Here is a 24,369-nt window from a genome sequence, read left to right as displayed (position 1 = left end):
AGAGACTAAACTTACTTAAAATGACTGTGAAATGCAATTCGAGTTTACACCACATTAGCAATGAAAAATTTAATTAGGAAAAACAATATTTTATTTATAATTTAAAACTCTACTAACCAACCCTTAAAAATATGAAAAAAATTACTTTATTACTTTTATGTTTAACAATATCATGGTCTTCTTATAGTCAATGTACAACTGCTACAGGTGGAGTTTATGGCGAACATTTCATGGCAAATGATGGGACAGTTGAAACAATAGCTACCGACAATTGGCCTAATGCAGAAGTATCTATTATACGAGGCTTAGTAGTTGGAAACACATATACCGTTACTGGAACTAACACCACTAGTATATATATAACTATTACAGAAACTCAAGCCGATCTTTCAATTGGCACTGTAATTAATCATGGCGCTGCTTCAGTGAATTTTACAGCAACAACAGCCCAAATATTAATTTTTTGGCATTTAGATGCTGCTTGTACCACTCAATTTGGTGATAACACATTTACTACCATTCAGTGCATTGGCCCTACTTGTACCTGTACAGATTCTGTACCAAATGCGGTAATTAATCCTGAACCAGCTGATGGAGCTACAAATGTAGCTTTAGATCAAGCAGATCCAATTGACTACCCCAATCGTTTATATTTCACTTGGGTTAATGGCGCTGGTGATCCAGGCACATTATTCACTCTTAATTTGGGGACAACAAGTCCTCCAATTGAGGCTGCTTTCACAGGATTTCAAAATGGTGATTTTATTTATTATCTAGATTACAATACTACTTATTACTGGTCGGTAGATGCTATAAATTGTGCTGGCACATCTTCTCCTACTGTTTGGAGTTTTACAACTGAGAAGGACCCAGCATTATCTATAAATGAATTTAATGTACAATTATTTAGTGTTTATCCTAATCCTGCTCAAGATATTATTTCTATTAAAACAGATATATCTATAAATAATGTGGATATCTTCAATGTATTAGGACAACGTATAATAAAATTTAATACCGATGATTTAAAAGATAAATCAATGAACATTAGCAACTTAAAAAATGGAGTCTATTTTATGAAAATAAATTCTGAAAGTAAACAACAGACTATTAAGTTTATAAAAGAATAAAATTTGGTCTTATAACTAAAAAGCGATTTTCAATATGAAAGTCGCTTTTTTTATTTTAATCTAACTCTTATTAGCTAATTGCCCACAAGCAGCATCAATATCCTTGCCTCTGCTACGGCGCACATTCACAACAATTCTATTTTTTTCTAAGTGTTGAATATACTGTTGTATGGATTCTTTTGAGGCTTGTTTAAAATCTCCGTCATCAATGGGATTGTATTCAATGATATTGACTTTACAAGGCACATATTTGCAAAACTTAACTAAAGCGTCAATATCTTTTTGAGAGTCATTAATACCTTTCCAGACCACATATTCATAACTAACGGCCTCATTGGTTTTGGCATACCAATACTGTAAGGCCTCTTTCAAATCTTCCAGTGGAAAAGTTTCATTAAATGGCATAATGCTAGTACGCACCTCATCAATAGCAGAATGCAAAGAAACTGCTAAATGAAATTTAACTTCATCATCAGCCATCTTTTTTATCATCTTAGGCACTCCTGAAGTAGATACAGTGATTCTCTTAGCTGACATTCCTAAACCTTCTGGTGAGGTAATTTTTTCAATAGCTTTAATGACGTTATTATAATTCATGAGTGGTTCACCCATACCCATAAACACAATGTTACTCAGTGGTCTTTTAAAATATAACTTGCTTTCTTTATCTATAGCCACTACCTGATCATAGATCTCATCAGGATTTAAATTGCGCATACGTTTTAATCGTGCAGTCGCACAAAACAAACAATCTAAACTGCAACCAACCTGACTAGACACACAAGCGGTGGTGCGCGTGGCCGTTGGGATTAATACCGACTCTACTATTAAACCATCATGTAATTTAACAGCATTTTTGATGGTCCCATCGCTACTGCGTTGCACGGTACTCACCTCAATATTATTAATCACAAAATGAGTTTCAAGCATATGTCTGGTTTCTTTTGACAGATTGGTCATATCATCAAAACTATAGGCGGCTTTTTGCCATAACCATTCATAGACCTGATTTCCACGAAACGCTTTATCGCCTTGCTTTTCAAAGAATGCCCTTAGTTCTTCTTTTGTTAAAGCACGAATATCTTTTTTTGTTGTTGCCATAGATGTTGCAAAAATAGTAAATCGCTTTACTGAAATATCTGTTTTGATTGAAATTTGAAATGCAATAAAAAAGCCTTGATTTAACAAGGCCTCTTTATAATTTATATTATTAGCATGGCGTCACCATAACTGTAAAATTTATACTTTTCTTTAATAGCTTCAGCATAGGCCTTTTTGATCAAATCATGACCAGCAAAAGCAGACACCATCATTAAAAGTGTTGATTTTGGTGTATGAAAGTTAGTAACCATGCAATTTGCAATACTAAATTCATAAGGTGGAAAAATGAATTTATTAGTCCATCCTTCAATTTCATTTAGCAAACCATTGGAAGATACAGAACTTTCAATAGCTCTCATCGCAGTTGTACCAACAGCACAAACACGTCTTTTATCTTTAATTCCTTTATTAACAATCTCAACAGCTTTAGAATTAATTTCTAATTCTTCACTATCCATTTTGTGTTTTGACAAATCTTCAACTTCAACAGGATTAAAAGTTCCTAAACCTACATGCAGTGTAACTTCAGCGAAATTCACTCCTTTAATCTCCAATTTCTTTAATAAATGCTTCGAGAAATGTAACCCTGCCGTAGGCGCCGCTACAGCACCTTCTTTTTTTGCGAAAATGGTTTGATATCTTTCTTCATCTTCAGGCTCCACCTTTCTTTTAATGTATTTTGGAAGCGGCGTTTCACCTAACTCAGTTAATTTTTTACGGAATTCTTTATAAGATCCATCAAAAAGGAAACGTAAAGTTCTACCTCTGGAGGTGGTATTATCAATAACTTCAGCAACTAAAGTATCATCATCACCAAAATATAGTTTGTTGCCAATGCGAATTTTACGAGCCGGATCAACCAACACATCCCATAAACGTTGTTCTTCATTTAACTCTCTCAATAAAAACACTTCAATACGTGCCCCTGTTTTTTCTTTGTTACCATATAATCTGGCAGGAAACACTTTGGTATTATTAAGTATTAATACATCATCTTCATTAAAATAATCAATAAGGTCTTTAAACAATTTATGCTCAATAGTTTGCTTCTTTCTGTCAATGACCATTAAGCGAGACTCATCTCTATGTTCTGATGGGTATTCCGCTAATAATTCATCTGGTAAGTTGAAGCCAAAGTGTGATAATTTCATTTGCTCTATATTAGTATTATTGTTTTTTTGAAAGGGTGCAAATATACAATCTCAAAGTAGGCCTTGTCAAGTATTTACGTGATTATTATTGAGTAATTTTAAAACCTATAGATTTTAAGTCTTGCCAGAAGCTTGGGTATGATTTTGAAACCACTTCCGCATTTTCAATAACTAACTCTGTTTTTAAAGCTAAAGGGGCAAAGGCCATAGCCATTCTATGATCATTATAGGTGGCTATTGACGCCATTTTTTTAATGGTATCCCCTTCTGAAAGTTGTAAAGAATTATTTGTAATGGTTACTTGACCCCCAAGTTTTTCAATTTCAGTTTTTAAGGCTACCAATCTATCTGTTTCCTTAATTTTCAAAGTATGAAGACCTGTCAAATCACATGAAACCCCTAAAGCGAAACAGGTTACAGCAATGGTCTGAGCGATATCAGGCGCCTTTTGCAAATTTAGAACTAATGGATTCAAGATATGAGATTCCTTTTTTAATATCACTGAATGGTCACTAAAAATGGTTGTTACACCAAAGTGTACATAAATATCTGCTAAAATTGAATCACCTTGTAAAGAGTTTTCTTTATAAGAAGAAAGGGTTATTTCTGTACCCTCTTTACTTAATGCAACAATGCTATAAAAATAGGATGCTGATGACCAATCTGATTCTACTACTAATGTTTTAGCCTTTAATTTTTTCTCATTTTTTTTAATGGTAATGACATTATCAATAAATGATGATTTCACGCCAATCTCATCCAGTAAGCTGAGTGTCATTTTAATATAGGGAATGGACGTAATGTCTCCTTCAAGAGTTAACTCTAATCCATTATCAAGTTTTGAAGCAATAAGCAATAAAGCTGAAATATACTGACTGCTTACATTGGCTTGAAGACTTACTTTTGATTGTGTTAAGTTCTGACCAGTAATTCTTAATGGCGGATATCCATCATTTTCCAAATACTCAATATGTGCCCCCAAAGCTTGTAAGGCATCTACCAATATCTTGATGGGTCTTTCTTTCATTCGGTCAGATCCGGTTAATATAATCTCTCTACCCTCTTGAATGGCAAAAAATGCCGTTAAAAAACGCATTGCTGTGCCTGCGTGATGAATATCAATAATCTCAGAGGTTGATTTTAAGGCATTCATCATCAATCGGCTATCATCAGAATTTGATACATTTTCTATTTGAAATTCAGGGTACAATGCCTGAAGTAACAACAAACGGTTTGATTCACTTTTTGAACCGGTTATTTGAATGACAGATTTCCTTTTTATAGTTGACTTTTGAAGTATAATATTCATATAAAAATTTAAAAACGCTTCATAAAAGAAGGGCTAATATACTTATTATTTATTTTAATTTTTCGTTATTATGATGTCTATCGTGATCACGTTTGCCCTTTGCATCCATCCGCTTATCAAACGCATCTTGTAAATTAACACCGGTTTGGTTTGCTAAACATAACACAACAAATAATACGTCAGCGAGCTCTTCACCAAGGTCTTTGTCTTTATCAGTTTCCTTTTCGCTTTGCTCTCCATAACGTCGGGCAATAATTCGCGCTACTTCACCTACTTCTTCAGTAAGTTGTGCCATATTGGTAAGTTCATTGAAATACCGAACTCCATGTTCTTGAATCCAGTTATCAACTATTTCTTGTGCGTTTTCAATATTCATCTTGATTTTTTAAAGAGATATAAAATTAATAAAATTAATAAGCACGGAAGCAGCACATATTTAATTTCTGAAAAAATGACTTGTAAACCCCATTCAGAGAAAAATTTTTTAAATCCTAAGGGTGATACTTTAATCACTTGAAATGGAAAGAAAAAACGATCATTATTAAAAAGAATAAAAAAGCCAATGCCTCTGCCTCCAGTGGTCATGGCATCTAAAATTCCATGCGAGACCGTTGAAAGAAAAATAACTAAAAACCATATTTTTTTGTTTTGCCTTCCTAGAGTACGCATTAAGAGCAAAGCCCATAACAAGGCAAATAAGATAGAATGGGTAAATCCTCTATGTCCCAAAGGGTGCATATAAGGTATTCCTAATTTAAAACCAATAACATCAAAATCCGGCAAAATAGTTGAAAAAACAGCTGCTAACAATAACCATTTTAGATTTTTGTTATCCATTAATTTTGTTAATGTATAGCCCACTGCACTATGCCCAAATATAGATGCCATTAATGATTGTAATTACATGATTTTAAAGTTTTGAAAGATAGAAAACTTAAAATGATTAAAGGTTTGGCCAAATTTAAATTTCACCAATTTTATATAAAAACACTTGTATAACACATGTAATTCATTGGTTATCATAAAAATAAATGTTAAAAAGTTAACGATATGTTAAAAATTTATTTATATTGGGCACTATATTAATCAACCAAACCAACTAAAATGAAAAACAGTAAAACGCGCTACGAGCTTATTAGAGCTCTAGATTTCCTTACTCTATTCGGCTTAATTTGTATTATTTTGTTATTTGTAGGCTCCACTTTAGACATTGCCATGTCTGTAAAATCGGAAGTTTACACCAATATGCTTGCTAGTTTAAAATTTCCGATGAGGTAGTTATTTTCCAAGAAAATAATAAATTTTTTGTAAGAAGAACGCTCTGAACTATTGTTTAGGTTACCTCTTTATTCTCTGTTCTTAGAATCAATAATGATGGTAACTGGTCCGTCATTTATTAAATCTACCTTCATATCAGCTCCAAATTGACCGGTTTGAACTTTTTTTCCCAAATCTGATTCTAGTTGCTTTATAAACGTTTCATATAATGGTATAGCCGTTTCAGGTTTTGCTGCTTTTATATAACTTGGCCTGTTTCCCTTTTTGGTTGAGGCATGTAGTGTGAACTGACTCACCACAATAACATCACCATGAACGTCTGTTAGCGAAAGATTCATAACCTCATTGTCATCTCCAAAAATGCGAAGATTTATAATTTTATTTGAAAGCCATTTGATGTCTTCTTGAGTATCATCTTCAACAATTCCCAGGAGTATTAAAAGTCCGTTACCGATGGATGCCACTATATTCCCTTCAATAGTAACACCTGCTTTTGAAACACGTTGTATAACTACTTTCATCTATTCTTGCTCCCAGTTATCTGTTCTGTAATGTTCATCTTCTCCTTCAATTATTTGCAAGTAACTGCGATATCTCGAAAAAGCGACCTCATCATTATCAAGGGCTTTTTTAACGGCGCAATTAGGCTCATGAACATGTAAACAATTGTTAAACTTGCAATGTTGTTTTAATTTAAAAATTTCAGGAAAATAGTCTCCAACTTCTTCTTTGTCCATATCAACCACTCCAAAACCTTTTATCCCTGGTGTATCAATAATCTTAGCACCAAAACTTAAATCAAACATTTCTGCAAAGGTGGTGGTATGCTGTCCTTGCATATGGAGAGAAGATATTTCTTTCGTTTTAATATTTAAATCAGGTTCAATGGCATTGACTAACGTAGATTTGCCTACTCCAGAATGGCCTGAAAACATGCTTACTTTATCATGCATTAAAGCCTTTACTTTATCTACGTTTTTACCTGTTGCTGCAGAAACGCCGATACATTCATAACCGATTTTTCTATAAATATGCGCCAAATACTTGACTTCATCTAAAGTCTCGTCATCATAAGTATCAATTTTATTAAAAAGCAAAACGGTTTTTATGGAGTACGCATTTGCAGTTACTAAAAACCTGTCAATAAAACTGGTTAGTGTTGGTGGATTATTAATGGTAATCATTAAAAAGACCTGATCAATATTAGCCGCAATGATATGTGTTTGTTTGGAAAGATTGACCGATTTTCTGACTATATAATTTTTGCGGTCATGAATATTATGAATAATGCCAGAGACCTGATTATTATCTGTTTCAAGCTCAAAATCTACAATATCACCAACAGCAATAGGATTGGTACTTTTAATACCCTTTATCCTAAACTTTCCTTTTATTCGGCATTCATAAACATCCCCTAAATCTGTTTTTACGATATACCAACTTCCTGTAGATTTATAAACAAGTCCTGTCATTCAACTAAAATAATTTCATAATACAAATTAACAACTTTTCAAGTTAACAAATTGTTTATATTGCACGCTTAACAATAAAAACCAACAACATGAAAAAAACAATTTTAATTATCACCTTAACATTATTTTCTTTTATTGAAACACATGCCCAAGTAGAATTTAAAGTGGTTACAAGTGTAGAATCTATTGTCCCTATGGGATTAGGTCGTTCCAGATTAATTAGTGCAAACGAAGAAAAAGACTATAAAGAATTTACCAGTACACAAACTGAAGAAGATAATGGTAGAAACAAATCTGACCGGTCGGAAATTCGTGTTAAGGATTTTGACGAAACTAAATTATTAAACTTTTATAATGTTGCCGGTATTCGTTTTCAAAACATTGCTGCCAATGATGCCCTTATTACTTCTAAAATCAATACTATGATCTTAGAAGGCTGGGAATTAGCCTTTGTGACCAGTGCCGTTGAAAGTGATAGTGGTAAAGATGATGGACAAGGAATATTTATTACACGTTATATATTTAAAAGAAATAAGCAATAGTAGAAAATAAAAAAAAGCCTCGCAATTGCGAGGCTTTTTTTATCCATTGATAATTTTTTCCTGATGGTTTATGGATTCCTGATGAATTGCTTTGAACATTTTCAAAATAAACTCTTCACTTAAACCTCTTGATTCTCCTTCTAAAACCATATGCCCTAAAATCTCGTTCCATCTCTTACTCTGTAAAACAGCCACATTTTTTTGCTTTTTAAGCGCTCCTATACTATCAGCAGCTTTCATACGCTTGCCTAATAAATCAATAATTTGATTGTCAACCACATCAATCTGTGCTCTTAAATTATTTAATTTACTATTATATTCTGCTTCTGGTTCCGTTTCTTTTCTAATTTTCAAATCTTTCATAATTTGAATCAATGTTTGTGGAGTAACTTGTTGAGAAGCGTCACTCCATGCATTGTCCGGATCAAAATGCGTTTCAATCATCAATCCGTCAAAATTCAAATCTAAGGCCGTTTGACTAACATCAAAAATCATATCTCTTTTTCCTGTGATATGTGATGGGTCATTAATGATTGGCAAATCTGGAAATTTTGTTTGTAATTCAATTGCTAACTGCCATTCCGGATTGTTTCTGTATTTTGACTTTTCATATGTTGAAAAACCGCGGTGGATGACGCCTAATTTATTAATATTAGCTGTATATAATCGTTCAATTGCTCCAAGCCATAAAGCTAAATCCGGGTTTACAGGGTTTTTTACCAACACTATTTTATCAGTTCCATGTAAAGCATCCGCAATTTCCTGAACTATAAAAGGGCTTACTGTAGAACGTGCACCAATCCAAAGTAAATCAACATCATGCTCTAAAGCTAATTTTACATGTGCCGCATTGGCCACTTCAGTAGCTGTTTTCATCCCTGTTTCTGCCTTAACCTTTTGTAACCATTTTAAACCCAAAGCACCAACACCTTCAAACATTCCCGGGCGCGTTCTTGGTTTCCAGATACCCGCTCTAAAATAACTTACATCTGTGTTTTTTAATTCATGAGCAATTTTTAATACTTGTTCTTCGGTTTCCGCACTGCAAGGTCCTGCAATTACTAATGGGTGATTTAATTTTAAATCATCTAACCAGGTTCTTAACTCTTTCTTGTTTTCCATAATTTTTCTACTTAAGCAATTCCTTTTAAAATATCTTTTATGTGGTTTGTGTTTTTCATCTCATTATAAATAGCTTCAAAATCATTTTGTTTCATCATGTCTTTAAAATGAGTGAGATTGATAATATATTCTTCTAATGTTTCAATAACATTATCTTTATTCTGTTTAAAAATAGGCGTCCACATTTCTGGTGAACTTTTCGCTAATCTTACTGTAGAGGCAAATCCACTCCCAGCCATATCAAAAATATCACGTTCATTCCTTTCTTTTTCAATGACTGTTTTACCTAGCATAAAAGAACTAATATGTGATAGGTGAGATACATAGGCAATATGTTTGTCATGAGATTCCGGATTCATATATCTAATGCGCATTCCAATAGATTCAAATAATTTTAATGCCTTTTCCTGAAGCTTAAAAGCTGTCTTCTCAACTTCACAAATGATGTTTGTTTTGTTTTTAAATAATCCGTGAATGGCCGCTTTGGGTCCAGAAAACTCCGTACCGGCAATAGGATGCATTGCTAAAAAATTTCTTCGTTTTGGATGTTCAGACACCTTTTTACATATATCCATTTTTGTAGAACCTACATCAACCACCAAAGTATTATCTGAAATAAGATCCAATATTTGAATAATGGCATTAACTGAAGCATCTACTGGAATTGAAAGAATTACTAAATCTGCATTTTTCAAATCGGCAAATTCAGCCTTTTTATCAATAATCTTTAAACTAATAGCTTCTGCCAAATGTGCAGGTTTATGGTCAATTCCATTAATAGTCACCTCCGGATTCAGCCTTTTTAAATCTAAAGCCAGACTTCCACCAATTAAACCAACTCCTATGACAAATATATGTTTCATCTAATTGCTGTTATTATTTAATTAATGTCAGATGTAATTCGTATCGTATCATTTTTTTTAATATTGAAATTCTTTTTCTCATTTCATCTAACCCTTGCTATTGCTTCCTCTAAAACTTCTGTTGAAGCGCATAAAGAAAACCTGATATAACCTTCACCCTTACTTCCAAAAATAGTTCCTGGAGTAATGAAAATATGATTGTTTTTAAGTACCGAATCTATAAAAGCCTCTGATTTTAAATGTCCTGGTAATTTTGCCCAAACAAAAAGCCCAGTAGCCTCCTTATCATACGTACAATTTAAAGCATCTGCTAATTGCCAAACCAAATCCCTGCGCTTTTGATATACATTATTTAAAGTAACATACCACATTTTGGTACATTTTAAGGCTTCGATAGCACCTTTTTGAATCCCATAAAACATGCCCGAATCCATATTGCTTTTAACCTTTAAAATATTACTGATATGACTACTATCACCAACTACCATTCCTACACGCCAACCAGCCATATTAAAGGTTTTACTTAAAGAATTAAGCTCTAAACAAACCTCTTTTGCACCAGGAATACTTAAAATACTCTCTTGGGTCTCATTTAAAACAAAACTATAGGGGTTATCATTCACTATTAAAATGTTATGCTTTTTAGCAAATGCTACCAAGTCTGTAAACAATGTTTTTGCAGGGAGGGCACCAGTTGGCATATGTGGATAATTAACCCACATGATCTTGACCTTACTTAAATCTCTTTTAGACAATGCTTTTAAATCTGGTGACCAATTATTGATGGCATCCAATTCGTAAAACAATGGTTTAGCACCAACTAATTTAGTTACTGATTCATATGTTGGATAGCCGGGATTTGGAATTAAAACTTCATCGCCTTCATTTAAATAGGCCATAGAAATATGCATTATACCCTCTTTGCTTCCCATAAGTGGTAATACCTCATTTAGCGGACTTAACGCAACATGAAAATGCTCATTATAAAATGCCGCCATAGCTTCTCTAAGTTCAGGCAAACCTTGATAGCTTTGATATTTATGGGCATTAGGGTTTTGTAAACTAGTGGCTATTGCGTCAATAACTTTTTGTGGTGGCTGCATATCTGGACTACCAATACCTAAATTTATGATTGGCTTTCCGTTAGCTATAAGCATATTAACTTCCCTTAACTTTTTTGAGAAATAATATTCTTCCACTGTATGCAATCTATTGGCTACTCCAATCATAACTTTGCGTTTTTATATTCACCCAATATTTTCATGCCTTGAGCCATAATTTTCAAAATGGATTTAGCCTTTGAAAAGTCATTATAAGTTTCAAAAGTAACATCTACAAAAAAAGAATATTTCCAAGGTGTTTCAATGATTGGCAAGGATTGAATTTTTGTTAAATTCAATTTACAATCACTCATCACATTTAGAATAGCTGCCAAGCTTCCTCGCTTATGATCTGTCTCAAACTTTAATGATGCCTTATTAATTTCATTCTCTGGAATTTCAGAGTTTTGTCTTTTTACAATGGCAAACCGTGTTTCATTATGCTTGATCGTTTGAATGCTATGCGCCAAAATATCTAATTCAAATATGTCTGCAGCCATAATGCTGGCAATAGCGCCAACATTTTTTAATTGATGCTTATGAATACGTTCAGCAACCTCGGCAGTATCTTTATCTTCAACCAATTTAATGTGTGGATACTCCTTAAAAAAATCCACACATTGCAACAATGCCATGGGATGTGAATACACTTCTTTAATATCCTCAATTTTTTGATTTGGCAAGGCCATTAAATTATGCTGAATATCTAAATAATGCTCACCAACAACATGCAAATTAAATTTATTGATTAAAGCATAATTAGGAATGATGGACCCTGCGATAGAATTCTCTAAGGCCATGATAACCGCATCACTCTTCTCACTAATCAAGGATTCAACAACTTCATCAAAAGTTAAACACTCAATGACATCAACAGGCTTTTTAAAATACTCCTGAGACACAATATGGTGGAACGATCCTTTTACTCCTTGTATGGCGACAGTTTTTATCATATATAAAAAAAGTCCCGATTTCCATCGAGACTTATATTCAAATTTATTTCTTATAAATTACACATACAATGTCTCGATTTCTTTGCTAAAAAAGAAATAAAACCAGTTGCTAAAATATGTGTAACCTACTGTTGTTTTCATAATTGAGTGGCTAAAGTAAATAATATTTTAACAAATCAAAATTGTACCACCCTTTTTTTATATTTTATACAAAAGTTTTAAAGAATTTAAGGTAAATCTTCGTTTAAATTATATAATCATTATTTTTGAGCAAACAATTTGAATATGTCAATAGAAGTTAGTGGTGTTTCAAAACTTTACGGAAGCCAAAAAGCTTTAAATAACATCTCTTTTAAGGTTTCAAAACCAGAAATTGTTGGTTTTTTAGGTCCGAATGGTGCTGGAAAATCAACCATGATGAAAATTTTGACAACTTATATCAAGGCTTCTTCAGGTAATATCAAAGTAAATTCATTTGATGTGAACGAACAGGCAAAAAATGTTCAAAAAAGTGTCGGGTATTTACCTGAAAATAACCCGCTTTATCTTGAAATGTATGTAAAGGAATATTTAAGATTTAATGCTCAGATTTATAATATTTCAAATGACCGCGTTCAAGAGGTTATTGCTCTTACGGGATTAACACCAGAATCGCATAAAAAAATTGGACAACTCTCAAAAGGATACAGACAGCGTGTTGGTTTGGCCTGTTCTTTATTGCATGACCCAGAAGTATTAATTCTTGATGAACCTACTACTGGATTAGACCCCAACCAATTAGTGGATATTAGAAACTTGATAAAAACTATTGGCAAAACAAAGACGGTCTTCTTATCAACACACATCATGCAAGAAGTTGAAGCCATGTGTGACCGTGTGATCATCATTAATAAAGGTGAAATTGTAGCTGATAAAAAATTAATTGAACTTCAGGAAGGCAAAGAACAAACCGTTATTGTAGAGTTTGATTACAGAGTTGAAGATGCTTTTTTACAGAAATTACCAAAAGTAAAAAACGTTATTAATCCACATGGTTTTGTATATGAAATTACTTTTAAAACCTCTGAAGATATGCGCTCTCATGTGTTTGATTTTGCACATGACAATCAACTTAAAATCTTGCAATTAAATCAAAAAAATGCCAGTTTAGAAAGTATGTTTAGAGAATTAACCAGTAACTAATTATTCAAAAATAAGTCGTCCTTTATACTGCTCTTCTACTTCAACTATTGGTGGTCGGTTCACACAGATAACATTGCCAGTTCCCGATATTTTTCCTTTTATTTCTAAAACAGGATTGATAATCATATCGTTTGAACTTCGATTCCATATATAAACATTTTGGGCTATCAGATTTCTCCCCTCAAATCTAGAGGTACCAGAATCATAAGTCACATTTAGATAATCAGTTTTTCCAGTAATGTAAGCATTTAATAAATTATTCAAGACCACATTAAAACTTGACGCATCAATTTCAAGTTTAAAATTACCAACAGTATAGGAGTTTTGCACATTATAATCCTTAGACAAAATAGTTAAATTTGGATAGGTTAAGACGCCATCAGAACTGATATCATATTGTGTGGAGCTTTTAATTTCCTCAATGTTAGGTGACGTAACATATACTTTTGTAACAGCATATTCACGCACATAATTACAACTGTTGTTATCACTTAAAATTAATTGACCGTCTGCCACAATGGCTTCAATATCATTCAATAAATTTTTTCCTGTTTCAATAACTACCTTTTGTGTGTTGCCTTCTTTTAATATCAATTCAACATCTCTATTCACCAAAATTTTATCAAATGTATCCAGAGCTATTTCCTCTTGTATCATGTTTCCAGTTGTTTGAAAACAATCCCCTGCATTTTCACTATTACATGAGAACAATAAAACCACTATAGTTATGTAAAATAAGTTCTTCATAATCTAACACCAAAACCAAATTCAACTGTCTCTGCCTTTGCCGCATGGGCTTTTAAACCTACCACTCCAAACCATTTCTTTCTAAAATAGTATTTTAAACCAATTCTGTTATAGATTCTTCCTTCAAAATCAAAGGGGTAATATACATAATACCCTAACTGAGTTACTAATGACATCCTATTAATAAAGAGTTCATGACCAACAAATAAACCAACGCGCTTATAATCTTCATCTCCAGAAGTTGGGTCTTCTACAAAAGAGACAGATCTATAATAGATATATTCCTTTAAAAAATTAGAAAAGAAGACATCAGCACCAAACTGAAAAGCACTTTTTCTGTTAATACGTTTATCCATATAAGCAGAAACAATATAGAATGGAAACTGACCACTACCAACCACATCACTCTCATTGAAACCACTTCTAAAAACAATATTATATTTAATAGGTTCTTTGATTTTTTTATGAATTTCTGAGCTATCTAATACTATATATTCTGGATCCTCTTCATCCAAATTATAGGTAACTCCTAAATTAAGTGTTACAGAATTAATACTGGTATTTGGTGCTTTTACATTGGCATTTGAATAATGTAAAAGTGAAAAACCCGCCTGCAAACCAAAGCGATCAAAAAGATGTTCCTTTTTATAATTAAGCATGACACAGGTAGCGCTTAAAATTTTAGAACCGAAGGCATTATTTCGGTAGTTAGTTTCTCTGTTATATGGGTTAGTAGTTAATGCTAATCCCTGACCAATACGGAACATTAGATTTCTTTTTAGAAAATAAAAATTATAATGTCCGTATAAAGAATAGTTGTTTCCTAAAACATCATTTTTGAAGTTCTGATAAGCAAAAGAAACTCCATAATCTGGGTAGTTAAATCGTTTTTCCCATTCATTATAACCAAAAGTTTTTCTGTTATAACTAAGAAGAATCCCTTCCGGATGTCCTGTTATTAAGTGAAGGACGTCTTTGCTGTGTAAAGCAATATTTCCTTTAAAATAATTAACATCAAAATAGGAAGTGTGCCGTTTTTCTTGAGAAAAAGAGATCCCAAATAACAAACAAAAAAATAGGACGCATAATAACCTCATTAAATAGTTGGCTTAGCCAGCAAAAATAAAAGAATAATAAATATAAGTGGATGTAAAATCTTTTAAATTATAAGCCTTGGGTCACCTTAATTAAAGTGTTCATAAAATCTTCTGCTTTGTAGGGTTTAGGAATATAAGCATCCATGCCGGCGTCATAACATTTATCTATTTGATTTTTAAGCAAACTTGCTGTCATTGCCACAATTGCTATTGGCTTTATAATGTTATTGTCTTTCTCAAACTTCCTAATTTTTCTGGTAGCTTTATAACCATTCATCTCCGGCATCTGAACATCCATTAAAATGATATCAAAATCGAACTTTTTAAAGGTCTCAAAAGCTAATTTTCCATTTTCAACAAAGGTTATTTTTACTTCAGGAATATACCAAGTGAGATCATCTTTTATAACCATGATATTAAACTCATTGTCTTCCGCAACAAGAACCCTCAATCCTTTTAATGCATTTCCCAAGGATTTCAACTCAGACTCGCCTACCAATTTCTGAGTGGCCTCGGTTTTCTCACCAACTATTAAAGGCAATTCAATATAAAATATACTGCCTTTATCTTCCTCACTTTCCACCCAAATTTCACCTCCTTGTAATTCAATAAGTTGCTTACTAATAGTAAGTCCCAGCCCCGTACCACCAAACTTTCCTTTTGATTTGCTTTTTCCTTGTTTAAATGAATCAAATATGAGTTCCTTTTGATTGCTTGATATACCTATGCCGGTATCTTTTATTGTAAATCTTAAATTATCATCCTTTTGTGACAGGTTGATCTCAACATATCCCTTTTCAGTAAATTTTATAGCATTACTCAACAAATTCATTAATATTTGATGTAACCTGTCTGGATCACCAATAATAGTATCTGGAAAATCAGGGCTAATATTCATTTTTAGTTCCAGTCCCTTTTCCTCTGCTTTATACTTACAAACTGCAACAACCTGCTCAAGAGATACCTTTGCATTCATATTAACCTGCTCAATATCCAAATTGCCTGATTCTATTTTCGACATGTCGAGCACATCATTAAGCAGCACCAGAAGATTATCAGCACTGATTTTCATAACATTAAGAAAATCATTCTGTGATTCTGGATGTGGTTGCCGACGTAATGAGTTTAGCATACCAGAAATAGCATGCATTGGTGTACGGATTTCATGGCTCATGTTAGCGAGAAACTGTTCTTTATAACGTTCAGATTGCTCGGCACGAAGTTTTTCCTGGGCTATAATTTTGTTCTGTTTTTTTATTAGTTTCAATCGATTTGATATATAAATTATAGCTATAACCAAAATAGATAAAATTCCCAAAACTGACCAAAGGATGATTTTTTGGTTTGATAGTTTTTGATATGTTAAAGCCTGTTGTAATTGGGCACGTTCTTTTTCAAGTTCAATATTAGATTGCCCAATTTTTAACGCATTATTAAATGAGAGTTGCTCCTGTTCAAAACTGTAAAACTTACTAAAGTGATGGAATGCTTCTTCATATTTACCAACTTTACCATAAATATCTTTTAATAAACCATGAGCATATTTTTGCTCTCTGTCGTTCTGTGAATATTCAGCAATCTCAAGAGCCTTTTCACCATAATAAATAACAGAATCGTTATAGGTTTCAAGCATTGAATAACATTCAGCAATTCGATACAAACGAAAGGATTGCTGATTATAGGGTGCATTATTATCAATACTTTTTTTAGCATAATACAGTGAAGAATCAATTAATTTGTTATCGAAAAAATATCCAGATTTTGCTTCATACGCTCTTGTTAACAAGGTGGAATCCTTTTCATTAAGCGCTTTTGTAATTAAATCGTTAATTAATGCCAATGCTTTTTCTTTCTTTTGTAATCTATTAAATACATTAGATAATGCTACATTAGCATCTTTAAAAAATTCCTTTTGCCCATGTTTTTTTGCTAATGATACTCCTTTCTCAAAATAACTAATACTTTCTTCGAGTCTATTTTGGTCTCTTATAAGAAATCCCAAAAACATATTCAGGGGTGCTTCAATGAGGCTCACGGCTCTATTACTGGGATGTTCATTAACCAGTTTTTCCAACTCTAAGGCATCTTCATATGAGGTAGTGGTGTCGGCCAAATTGTTAACTTTAAGATAAATCATATCCATCAAAACTTTCATTTGTGTATAGATGTCACCCCTTGCTCTTGCTTGTTCAAGTTGTTTTTCCCAGGCGCTTATTCTCAATAAATTGTCTTCTTTGGGAGCTAGCACAGAAATAGAGTCCTTTGGCGTTTGAGAAAACACAAAAGAAAACCAAACAAAGAAGATGCCTAGAATTAACTTTTTCATCTATTTGGAATTGAACCAGTTCTTAAATTGTTCTTTCCTTCTTCTAGATATAGGAAGGGTGAGGTTATTGGTTAATGTCAGAGAAAATTGTTTTGGCTTAGTAATTATATGATATTTATTAACTAAATAAGATTTATGGCACCTAAAAAACCCTTTGTTTTCCAATAAATCCTCCAAATCACTCAAGGTCTTTGAAACCAATTCCTTTCGCTCTTTGTTTAGATGAATGATGCTATAATTACCATCGCCTTCAACATATATAATGTGTTTTAATTTAAGTTGCAACATACCTTGTTGTGTTTTCAAAGTTAATATTTGATCGGGTATGTCTTCAGAACGCAAATTGGACAAGGCCATAGGGATATTGTCGATATCACTCTTATGATTTGAATATTTTTTATAGCGTTTAATAGCTTCTTTTAATTCTTCAAGATCAAACGGTTTTAATAAATAATCCAAGGCATTAAACCGTATGGCCTTTATGGCATAATGGTTATAAGAGGTAATAAAAATGGTTTTGAAATTAATGCTTTCAAGTTGACCCAGCATTTCAAACCCTGTCATGTCGCTCATTTCTACATCTAAAAAAACAAGATCTGGTTGTAATGACCTTATACTTTCAACACCTTCCTTACCGGAACTGGCTATCCCTAAAATTTGAATCTCAGGAAAACAGATGCTCAGCTTATCTTGAAGCAAGTCCTGGATAAAAGGATCATCATCAATAATAAGACATTTAATGTTTTTAATTGATTGAGAGAAACTATTCAAAGTTTGAATTAATTATTTTAGACACTTCATTAACTGCCGCATCTAATTTAGCAATAATATTGTTCACTAATTGTTCCAATTCCATAACTGGCATGGTTTGATATTCAAATTCCATACGTTGAATAGGTGTTGTGATATTCTTGATGCCAAAAAATTGTAATTGCGGACTCATTTTATGAAGTATCTGCCGCATCATCCTTCTATCACCCTTTAGCAAACTCTCTTTTAAATGAGCCATACGTTCAGGTATCAATTCTTTAAACTGAGTCAAATACTTCAAAACCCGTTCAGGATCCTCTCTTGAAATATTGATAACATTTTGAAGATCTATAATGGTGCTATCAGTCCATTTTGTATCCATATTAATACTATTATCTATACAATAATACTTTAAAAAATATTGAAATACTAAAATTTTACAACGAACTGATTTACCGGACGTAAGTCAAGACAATAAACCTTTAAATAAACCGAATAATCAATGAATGGTCACTTAATAAAAATGCCTTGTATGTAGAACTAACTTGAACTAATATTGAATCATGTAAAACCAACTAGTTGAAAAACACTAATTAAAAATTTAATCCATAATGAAAAAACAAGTATTAATTATCCTAGGTTTAGCTTTATTAAGTTTTAGCTGTTCCACCGAAGAGGTTATAAAATCTCAAGAATCAATCACAAGTTTAGAAGCTCAAGTTTCATTATCAAGCTCTATGAGTAAGCTTTTAAAAAATGATAAATTTAAAGATTATCTAAATAATAAAAATTCACAGCTAAATTTAAAAAACGCAACAACAGTAAAAGCAGGTAATCAAGGTTTAATGATACTGTCTGACGGATACAACGTAGGCTTTGGAGCCATTGCTTCAGACTTTTCAAGCTTTATGGTAATAGGAGGTACAGGAACGATTGAGAAACTACCAAATGGAAAAGCAAAATTCTCTGTCCATACTAATAGTCCTGATGCTTTTACTCTGGATTTTAGCACATGGTCTGGATTATCCAGTGATTGTGTTGATGCCCCCCGTGGTAGTTTTAATTATAGTTTTATAAGTGAATATATCGTTGAAGTTTGGGAACCTGAACCTGGTTTAATATTCACGTTCTATACCCCAACCGGAGAGAGTAGTTCAGCTACATCAGCAAATGGTCACTGCAGAGTTAGCGATGCTGAAGCTATTATTGATTGGGATACTTTTGAACAAATAGGTTGTAGTGAAGCAACAATTTATAAAACTATAAGTATAAAAGGTAACGCCACTAAAGGATTTAAAATAAGCCTGGAATAATTTGAAAAATATATTCAAAAAACCTAACCAACCATTTTAAATTTTAAATATTTTTTTGAATTAGTCAAAGCGCATTTTTTTAAATGCGCTTTTTTATTAAAATATCTGTGAGGCTATGGCTTTTATATTATCGCTTTTCCCCATGGAATAGTAATGCAGCACAGGAACTCCAGCCTTTAACAACTCTTGAGATTGTTTAATAGCCCATTCAACACCTACTTGACGTACCTGATGATTGTCTTTGCATTTTTCCACTTCATGAATCAGGGTCTCAGGAATATCAATTTTAAAAACTTGTGGTAGTAATTGTAAATGACGTTTAACGGCAATAGGTTTTATTCCTGGAATTATTGGCACATTGATTCCTGCCTGTTTGGCTTTTTCAACAAATTCAAAATATTTGTCATTATCAAAAAACATTTGTGTGACTACATAATTAGCGCCCGCATCCACCTTCTCCTTAAGACGTTTTAAATCGGTGTTTAAGGATGGGGCCTCCAAATGCTTTTCCGGATAACCGGCCACTCCGATACAAAAATTGGTTTTATAATCAGACTCTACAACCTCATGCAGATATTTGCCTTTATTTAAATCACTCATTTGATGTACCAGCTCTGCGGCATACGTATGCCCGCCTTCAGCAGCTTCAAAATACTGTTGATGCTTCATAGCATCTCCACGTAAGGCCATGACGTTATCAATTCCTAAATAATGACAATCTACTAAAAGATATTCTGTTTCCTCTTTGGTAAAACCACCGCATAACACATGTGGAATTGTATCCACATTATATTTATGCTTTATGGCTGCGCAAATACCCACCGTACCGGGGCGCATACGGGTGATTTTTCTGTCTAAAAGGCCCTGCCCTTTATCAATATAGACATATTCTTCTCTTGAAGTCGTTACATCAATAAACGGTGGTTTAAACTCCATTAGTGGCTCTATATTATCATATAATTCCTGAATGTTTCTACCCTTTTGCGGTGGAATAATTTCAAAAGAAAATAATGTTTTCCCTTTAGCCTTTTTTATATGTTCTGTGACTTTCATTAACCTCTTTTTTATTCTTCAGCAATATTTGGGCTTAACCATTTTCTTGCTTTATCATTACTAATTCCTTTTCTAACCGCAAAATCAACTACTTGATCATCTGTTATTTTTCCTAATCCAAAATATTTTGCTTCAGGATTTGCAAAATAATATCCTGAAACGGCTGCTGCAGGCCACATGGCTAAACTTTCTGTAAGCGTCACGCCAATTTTGTTTTCTACATCCAGAAGATTCCAAATAGTTTCTTTTTCAAGATGATCCGGACATGCCGGATATCCTGGCGCTGGTCTGATCCCTTTATAACTTTCTTTTATCAAGTCCTCCTTTGATAGGTTTTCATCAGATGAATAACCCCAATGTTTAGTTCTTATCTGTTTATGTAAATACTCAGCAAATGCCTCTGCAAACCGATCGGCAATAGCCTGAACCATAATCGCATTATAATCATCTTCCTTTTCTTTATAAGTCGTCGCCCATTCTTGTGCTCCAAAAATAGCGACGCAAAAAGCACCCATATAATCGGTTAAACCCGTATCCTTTGGTGCCACAAAATCAGCCAAAGCCATATTAGGAAGAGCCTCTCTTTTACTTAACTGTTGCCGTAAAGTTCTGAATACGGCTATTTCTTTTCCTTTTTTCTGAATGACAATGTCATCATCATGAATGGTATTGGCTTCAAATAAACCAAAAATTGCTTTGGGCTTTAAAGCTTGTTTTGCAATAATCTCTTTAATCATTGCCTGAGCATCTTCAAACAGATGGGTCGCTTGCTCCCCTACAATTGTATCGGTTAAAATATCTGGATACCTTCCATGTAAATCCCAACTCCTAAAAAACGGGCTCCAATCGATAAAAGGCACTAGCTCTTTCAAACTCATTTGGTTTAACACCTGAACTCCTAATTCCTTTGGCTTACTAATGGTGGTTTTACTCCAATCAATATAGTACTTCCTTTTTCTGGCTTCAAGAATTGAAATATATTCTTTTGTTTTGCCTCGTTTTAAAAACTTTTCTCTAAACGCGTCATAATCCTTTTTCATGGCAGCTACATAAGATTGAGAGCTCTTCTTATTTAATAAATCACCCACTACTGTTACAGCTCTAGAGGCATCATTTACGTGAACTACAGCATTTTTATATTGTGAATCAATCTTAACCGCTGTATGTGCTTTTGAGGTTGTAGCGCCTCCAATAAGTAATGGAATGGCGAATTGTTGACGTTCCATTTCTTTGGCTAAATAGACCATTTCATCTAAAGAAGGCGTTATCAATCCCGACAAACCTATAATATCTACCTGTTCCTTTTTCGCCGTTTCAATTATTTTTTCAGGCGGCACCATGACCCCTAAATCAATGATTTCATAATTATTACAGGCCAATACAACGCTTACAATATTTTTTCCGATATCATGCACATCTCCTTTTACCGTGGCCATTAAAACCTTACCAACAGGTTCATGTTTATCCCCTTTTAGAGCTTCGATAAAAGGGTTTAAATAAGCGACTGCCTTTTTCATCACTCTGGCTGATTTTACCACTTGAGGTAAGAACATTTTTCCCGCTCCAAACAAATCACCTACCACATTCATTCCTATCATTAAATGCCCTTCAATCACATCAATAGGCTTTTCTGCATGCATTCTCGCCTCTTCAACATCTTCTATTATATAGGCATCTACACCTTTTACTAAGGCATGTGTAATACGTTCCTGAAGCGTGTTTTCGCGCCATGTCAAATCCAATCCTTTTTCAACTTTAGAACCTTTAACGGTTTCAGCAAAATCCAATAGCCGCTCTGTGGCATCTTCCCGTCTGTCTAAAATAACATCTTCAACCCTTTCCAAAAGATCCTTTGGAATATCATCATAAACTTCAAGAAGTGCTGGATTAACAATTCCCATGTTCATGCCTGCCTGGATGGCATGATATAAAAACACAGAATGCATGGCCTCACGAACACCATCATTGCCTCTGAAAGAAAAGGACACATTACTCACACCGCCACTCACACTTGCATTGGGCAAATTCTGGCGAACCCAGCTTGTAGCATCTATAAAATCAAGAGCATTTCTACGATGCTCTTCCATACCCGTCGCCACTGGAAAAATATTCAAATCGAAAATAATATCCTCAGAAGGAAAGTTGACTTTGCCAACCAATATATCATAAGAGCGTTTTGCTATCTCTATTCTTCTATCATAATTATCAGCTTGTCCCTGCTCATCAAACGCCATTACAATAACTGCTGCTCCATACCGTTTAATTTGCTTAGCTTCCCATATAAATTTTTCTTCCCCTTCCTTTAAAGAAATGGAATTAACCACACATTTTCCTTGAACTACTTGTAAGCCCGCCTCAATAATTTCCCATTTAGAACTATCAATCATTATGGGGACTCGGGAAATATCTGGTTCTGCAGCAATTAAATTTAAAAAACGAACCATGGATTCTTTGCCATCAATAAGGCCATCATCCATGTTTATATCAATTATTTGTGCACCACCATCTACCTGATGCCTCGCTATATCGAGGGCTTCATCAAATTTTTCTTCTTTAATAAGTCGTAAAAATTTACGAGAACCAGCAACATTGGTTCGCTCACCAACATTAATAAAATTGCTATTTTCATTAAGGACTAGTGGTTCCAGTCCAGATAAACGCATGTATTTAGTTTGAATGATTTTCATAACTATTTAAATTGCAGCTTGCAATATATTTCTTGGTTTGTATTTTGCAGCAATGCTTGCAATTACTTTTATATGATCTGGAGACGTTCCACAACACCCACCAATAATATTAATTAAATCCTTTTTTAGATATTCCTCGATTTGTGCTCCCATTTCTTCAGGTGATTCATCATATTCTCCAAAAGCATTCGGCAATCCTGCATTGGGATGCGCTGAAATAGCAAAATCTGTTTTGTTAGCAATCGCTTCTAAATGCGGCTGTAATAAATGCGCTCCCAAAGCACAATTAAAACCAACTGATAATAAAGGGATATGCGAAACTGAGATTAAAAAAGCCTCTGCTGTTTGACCTGATAAAGTGCGCCCACTGGCATCCGTAATGGTTCCACTAAGCATTACAGGAATATCCAAATTCCTTTCTTCCTTAACTTCTTCTATAGCAAATAATGCAGCTTTTGCATTTAAGGTATCAAAAACTGTTTCTACTAAAAGGACATCAACACCACCATCAATTAGAGCTTCAACTTGTTGCTTATAAGCAATACGCAGATCATCAAAAGTTACTGCCCTAAAACCAGGGTCATTAACGTCTGGAGACATGCTTGCGGTTTTATTAGTTGGCCCTATAGATCCTGCAACAAAACGGGGTTTGTTTGGTTCCTTTTTTGTGAATTCATCAGCCACTTCTCTGGCTATTTTAGCGGACTCATAATTCAATTCATATACCAGATTTTCCATTTGATAATCTGCCATAGCAATGGTGGTCCCAGAAAAAGTATTTGTTTCAACAATATCTGCTCCAGCCTCAAAATATTTGGCATGAATGGTTTTTATGGCTTCTGGTTGGGTAATGGACAACAGATCGTTGTTCCCCTGTAAAGAAGTTGGATAGTCTTTAAATCGTTCCCCTCTAAAATCAGCTTCAGTAAACTTATATTGCTGCAACATGGTACCCATGGCACCATCCAGAATTAAAATACGTTGTTGTAAAGCTTGTTGTATGTTTGACATGTTGATATTATTTATATCAATATATCATCAAGAAAAGTAAAAAAAACTTTTCGTTATCTTTCCAATATTCAATAAAGAATATCAGTAGAACGTAGCACCTTCTTTAAAAGGATAAAGGGTTGCCAAGGTTTCACAGGGTCTATTCCCTCAACCTTTCTTGATAACTATATTAATACGTTAAT

The 24,369-nt window shown here is 33.6% G+C and carries 23 protein-coding genes and 1 riboswitch; of the genes, 4 read left to right on the top strand and 19 right to left on the bottom strand.

Features of this window, described 5'->3' with window-relative positions; all coding sequences use genetic code 11:
* The first annotated feature begins 131 nt into the window (after positions 1-131).
* A complete protein-coding gene (locus tag V8G56_RS08260; RefSeq protein ID WP_395437973.1) occupies positions 132-1,130 on the top strand; it encodes a T9SS type A sorting domain-containing protein in 999 nt (332 codons plus the stop codon).
* A gap of 60 nt (positions 1,131-1,190) precedes the next feature.
* Here the strand turns inward: V8G56_RS08260 and rlmN are convergent, their stop codons facing one another.
* From rlmN to rsgA, 7 genes are all read right to left on the bottom strand, one after another.
* Entirely contained in the window at positions 1,191-2,231 is a 1,041-nt protein-coding gene (rlmN, locus tag V8G56_RS08255; RefSeq protein ID WP_395437972.1) for a 23S rRNA (adenine(2503)-C(2))-methyltransferase RlmN, read from the bottom strand.
* A 101-nt stretch (positions 2,232-2,332) separates the two neighbouring features.
* The gene (gene queA / locus V8G56_RS08250; RefSeq protein WP_395437971.1) at positions 2,333-3,382 is read right to left on the bottom strand and encodes a tRNA preQ1(34) S-adenosylmethionine ribosyltransferase-isomerase QueA; all 1,050 of its coding nucleotides are present in this window, start codon (positions 3,380-3,382) and stop codon (positions 2,333-2,335) included.
* Positions 3,383-3,467: 85 nt separating this feature from the next.
* Positions 3,468-4,691 carry a 3-phosphoshikimate 1-carboxyvinyltransferase gene (locus V8G56_RS08245; RefSeq protein ID WP_395437970.1) on the bottom strand — a complete coding sequence of 408 codons (1,224 nt, stop codon included), beginning with the start codon at positions 4,689-4,691 and terminating at the stop codon, positions 3,468-3,470.
* Between the two features lie 49 nt (positions 4,692-4,740).
* A complete protein-coding gene (locus tag V8G56_RS08240) occupies positions 4,741-5,067 on the bottom strand; it encodes a nucleotide pyrophosphohydrolase (protein WP_395437969.1) in 327 nt (108 codons plus the stop codon).
* The gene (locus tag V8G56_RS08235; protein WP_395437968.1) at positions 5,064-5,579 is read right to left on the bottom strand and encodes a metal-dependent hydrolase; all 516 of its coding nucleotides are present in this window, start codon (positions 5,577-5,579) and stop codon (positions 5,064-5,066) included. Before V8G56_RS08235 ends, V8G56_RS08240 begins: the two co-directional genes overlap by 4 nt.
* Positions 5,580-6,037: 458 nt before the next feature.
* A complete protein-coding gene (gene dtd, locus V8G56_RS08230; RefSeq protein WP_395437967.1) occupies positions 6,038-6,490 on the bottom strand; it encodes a D-aminoacyl-tRNA deacylase in 453 nt (150 codons plus the stop codon).
* On the bottom strand, positions 6,491-7,441 hold the full coding sequence (gene rsgA, locus V8G56_RS08225) for a ribosome small subunit-dependent GTPase A (RefSeq protein WP_395437966.1): 951 nt from the start codon (positions 7,439-7,441) through the stop codon (positions 6,491-6,493).
* 89 nt (positions 7,442-7,530) lie between these two features.
* Here rsgA and V8G56_RS08220 point away from each other — a divergent pair, with 89 nt between their 5' ends.
* On the top strand, positions 7,531-7,983 hold the full coding sequence (locus tag V8G56_RS08220; protein ID WP_395437965.1) for a hypothetical protein: 453 nt from the start codon (positions 7,531-7,533) through the stop codon (positions 7,981-7,983).
* Positions 7,984-8,022: 39 nt separating this feature from the next.
* On the opposite strand, the gene V8G56_RS08215 is transcribed toward V8G56_RS08220, so the two are convergent.
* From V8G56_RS08215 to V8G56_RS08200, 4 genes are all read right to left on the bottom strand, one after another.
* Positions 8,023-9,105, bottom strand: coding sequence for a chorismate mutase (locus tag V8G56_RS08215; RefSeq protein WP_395437964.1), 1,083 nt, complete (start codon positions 9,103-9,105; stop codon positions 8,023-8,025).
* A gap of 11 nt (positions 9,106-9,116) precedes the next feature.
* On the bottom strand, positions 9,117-9,968 hold the full coding sequence (locus V8G56_RS08210; RefSeq protein WP_395437963.1) for a prephenate dehydrogenase: 852 nt from the start codon (positions 9,966-9,968) through the stop codon (positions 9,117-9,119).
* A gap of 83 nt (positions 9,969-10,051) precedes the next feature.
* Positions 10,052-11,197, bottom strand: a complete 1,146-nt coding sequence (locus tag V8G56_RS08205; protein ID WP_395437962.1) for a pyridoxal phosphate-dependent aminotransferase — start codon at positions 11,195-11,197, stop codon at positions 10,052-10,054.
* On the bottom strand, positions 11,194-12,021 hold the full coding sequence (locus V8G56_RS08200; RefSeq protein ID WP_395437961.1) for a prephenate dehydratase: 828 nt from the start codon (positions 12,019-12,021) through the stop codon (positions 11,194-11,196). Before V8G56_RS08200 ends, V8G56_RS08205 begins: the two co-directional genes overlap by 4 nt.
* 285 nt (positions 12,022-12,306) lie before the next feature.
* Between V8G56_RS08200 and gldA the strand changes: the two genes are divergently transcribed.
* Complete coding sequence (gene gldA, locus V8G56_RS08195; RefSeq protein WP_395437960.1) at positions 12,307-13,203, top strand: gliding motility-associated ABC transporter ATP-binding subunit GldA; 897 nt, start codon at positions 12,307-12,309, stop codon at positions 13,201-13,203.
* Here gldA and V8G56_RS08190 read toward each other — a convergent pair whose 3' ends face one another.
* From V8G56_RS08190 to V8G56_RS08170, 5 genes are all read right to left on the bottom strand, one after another.
* Positions 13,204-13,950 (bottom strand): head GIN domain-containing protein, encoded by a 747-nt coding sequence (locus V8G56_RS08190; protein ID WP_395437959.1) that lies wholly within the window; start codon positions 13,948-13,950, stop codon positions 13,204-13,206.
* The gene (locus V8G56_RS08185; protein WP_395437958.1) at positions 13,947-15,047 is read right to left on the bottom strand and encodes an acyloxyacyl hydrolase; all 1,101 of its coding nucleotides are present in this window, start codon (positions 15,045-15,047) and stop codon (positions 13,947-13,949) included. Before V8G56_RS08185 ends, V8G56_RS08190 begins: the two co-directional genes overlap by 4 nt.
* 67 nt (positions 15,048-15,114) lie before the next feature.
* Entirely contained in the window at positions 15,115-17,373 is a 2,259-nt protein-coding gene (locus tag V8G56_RS08180) for a tetratricopeptide repeat-containing hybrid sensor histidine kinase/response regulator (protein WP_395437957.1), read from the bottom strand.
* Positions 17,374-18,144 carry a LytR/AlgR family response regulator transcription factor gene (locus V8G56_RS08175; protein ID WP_395437956.1) on the bottom strand — a complete coding sequence of 257 codons (771 nt, stop codon included), beginning with the start codon at positions 18,142-18,144 and terminating at the stop codon, positions 17,374-17,376. It abuts the gene before it with no gap.
* On the bottom strand, positions 18,137-18,505 hold the full coding sequence (locus V8G56_RS08170; protein ID WP_395437955.1) for a hypothetical protein: 369 nt from the start codon (positions 18,503-18,505) through the stop codon (positions 18,137-18,139). The genes V8G56_RS08175 and V8G56_RS08170 overlap by 8 nt, the downstream gene beginning before the upstream one ends.
* Positions 18,506-18,734: 229 nt before the next feature.
* On the opposite strand from V8G56_RS08170, the gene V8G56_RS08165 reads away from it, so the two are divergent.
* Positions 18,735-19,436: a hypothetical protein gene (locus V8G56_RS08165; protein WP_395437954.1), complete on the top strand. Its 702-nt coding sequence runs from the start codon at positions 18,735-18,737 to the stop codon at positions 19,434-19,436.
* A gap of 96 nt (positions 19,437-19,532) precedes the next feature.
* Here V8G56_RS08165 and metF read toward each other — a convergent pair whose 3' ends face one another.
* The 3 genes from metF to V8G56_RS08150 are packed head-to-tail and all read right to left on the bottom strand — an operon-like array spanning position 19,533 to position 24,187.
* Complete coding sequence (gene metF / locus V8G56_RS08160; RefSeq protein WP_395437953.1) at positions 19,533-20,489, bottom strand: methylenetetrahydrofolate reductase [NAD(P)H]; 957 nt, start codon at positions 20,487-20,489, stop codon at positions 19,533-19,535.
* An 11-nt stretch (positions 20,490-20,500) separates the two neighbouring features.
* Positions 20,501-23,176, bottom strand: coding sequence for a methionine synthase (gene metH / locus V8G56_RS08155; protein WP_395437952.1), 2,676 nt, complete (start codon positions 23,174-23,176; stop codon positions 20,501-20,503).
* 6 nt (positions 23,177-23,182) lie between these two features.
* Positions 23,183-24,187, bottom strand: coding sequence for a homocysteine S-methyltransferase family protein (locus tag V8G56_RS08150; protein WP_395437951.1), 1,005 nt, complete (start codon positions 24,185-24,187; stop codon positions 23,183-23,185).
* Positions 24,188-24,237: 50 nt separating this feature from the next.
* A riboswitch (SAM riboswitch) is annotated at positions 24,238-24,354 on the bottom strand.
* Positions 24,355-24,369 lie beyond the last annotated feature (15 nt).

This window comes from Gaetbulibacter aquiaggeris (assembly GCF_044003965.1).
Lineage (GTDB): Bacteria > Bacteroidota > Bacteroidia > Flavobacteriales > Flavobacteriaceae > Yeosuana > Yeosuana aquiaggeris.
The sequence above is the reverse complement of the archived record's forward strand: the minus strand, read 5'-3'. Positions and strand labels throughout refer to the sequence as shown.

Excerpts from the sequence above, each read along its gene's own strand:
- V8G56_RS08260 (WP_395437973.1), top strand. The coding sequence starts at position 132 with ATGAAAAAAATTACTTTATTACTTTTATGTTTAACAATATCATGGTCT.
- rlmN (WP_395437972.1), bottom strand. The coding sequence starts at position 2,231 with ATGGCAACAACAAAAAAAGATATTCGTGCTTTAACAAAAGAAGAACTA.
- queA (WP_395437971.1), bottom strand. The coding sequence starts at position 3,382 with ATGAAATTATCACACTTTGGCTTCAACTTACCAGATGAATTATTAGCG.
- V8G56_RS08245 (WP_395437970.1), bottom strand. The coding sequence starts at position 4,691 with ATGAATATTATACTTCAAAAGTCAACTATAAAAAGGAAATCTGTCATT.
- V8G56_RS08240 (WP_395437969.1), bottom strand. The coding sequence starts at position 5,067 with ATGAATATTGAAAACGCACAAGAAATAGTTGATAACTGGATTCAAGAA.
- V8G56_RS08235 (WP_395437968.1), bottom strand. The coding sequence starts at position 5,579 with ATGGCATCTATATTTGGGCATAGTGCAGTGGGCTATACATTAACAAAA.
- dtd (WP_395437967.1), bottom strand. The coding sequence starts at position 6,490 with ATGAAAGTAGTTATACAACGTGTTTCAAAAGCAGGTGTTACTATTGAA.
- rsgA (WP_395437966.1), bottom strand. The coding sequence starts at position 7,441 with ATGACAGGACTTGTTTATAAATCTACAGGAAGTTGGTATATCGTAAAA.
- V8G56_RS08220 (WP_395437965.1), top strand. The coding sequence starts at position 7,531 with ATGAAAAAAACAATTTTAATTATCACCTTAACATTATTTTCTTTTATT.
- V8G56_RS08215 (WP_395437964.1), bottom strand. The coding sequence starts at position 9,105 with ATGGAAAACAAGAAAGAGTTAAGAACCTGGTTAGATGATTTAAAATTA.
- V8G56_RS08210 (WP_395437963.1), bottom strand. The coding sequence starts at position 9,968 with ATGAAACATATATTTGTCATAGGAGTTGGTTTAATTGGTGGAAGTCTG.
- V8G56_RS08205 (WP_395437962.1), bottom strand. The coding sequence starts at position 11,197 with ATGATTGGAGTAGCCAATAGATTGCATACAGTGGAAGAATATTATTTC.
- V8G56_RS08200 (WP_395437961.1), bottom strand. The coding sequence starts at position 12,021 with ATGATAAAAACTGTCGCCATACAAGGAGTAAAAGGATCGTTCCACCAT.
- gldA (WP_395437960.1), top strand. The coding sequence starts at position 12,307 with ATGTCAATAGAAGTTAGTGGTGTTTCAAAACTTTACGGAAGCCAAAAA.
- V8G56_RS08190 (WP_395437959.1), bottom strand. The coding sequence starts at position 13,950 with ATGAAGAACTTATTTTACATAACTATAGTGGTTTTATTGTTCTCATGT.
- V8G56_RS08185 (WP_395437958.1), bottom strand. The coding sequence starts at position 15,047 with ATGAGGTTATTATGCGTCCTATTTTTTTGTTTGTTATTTGGGATCTCT.
- V8G56_RS08180 (WP_395437957.1), bottom strand. The coding sequence starts at position 17,373 with ATGAAAAAGTTAATTCTAGGCATCTTCTTTGTTTGGTTTTCTTTTGTG.
- V8G56_RS08170 (WP_395437955.1), bottom strand. The coding sequence starts at position 18,505 with ATGGATACAAAATGGACTGATAGCACCATTATAGATCTTCAAAATGTT.
- V8G56_RS08165 (WP_395437954.1), top strand. The coding sequence starts at position 18,735 with ATGAAAAAACAAGTATTAATTATCCTAGGTTTAGCTTTATTAAGTTTT.
- metF (WP_395437953.1), bottom strand. The coding sequence starts at position 20,489 with ATGAAAGTCACAGAACATATAAAAAAGGCTAAAGGGAAAACATTATTT.
- metH (WP_395437952.1), bottom strand. The coding sequence starts at position 23,176 with ATGAAAATCATTCAAACTAAATACATGCGTTTATCTGGACTGGAACCA.
- V8G56_RS08150 (WP_395437951.1), bottom strand. The coding sequence starts at position 24,187 with ATGTCAAACATACAACAAGCTTTACAACAACGTATTTTAATTCTGGAT.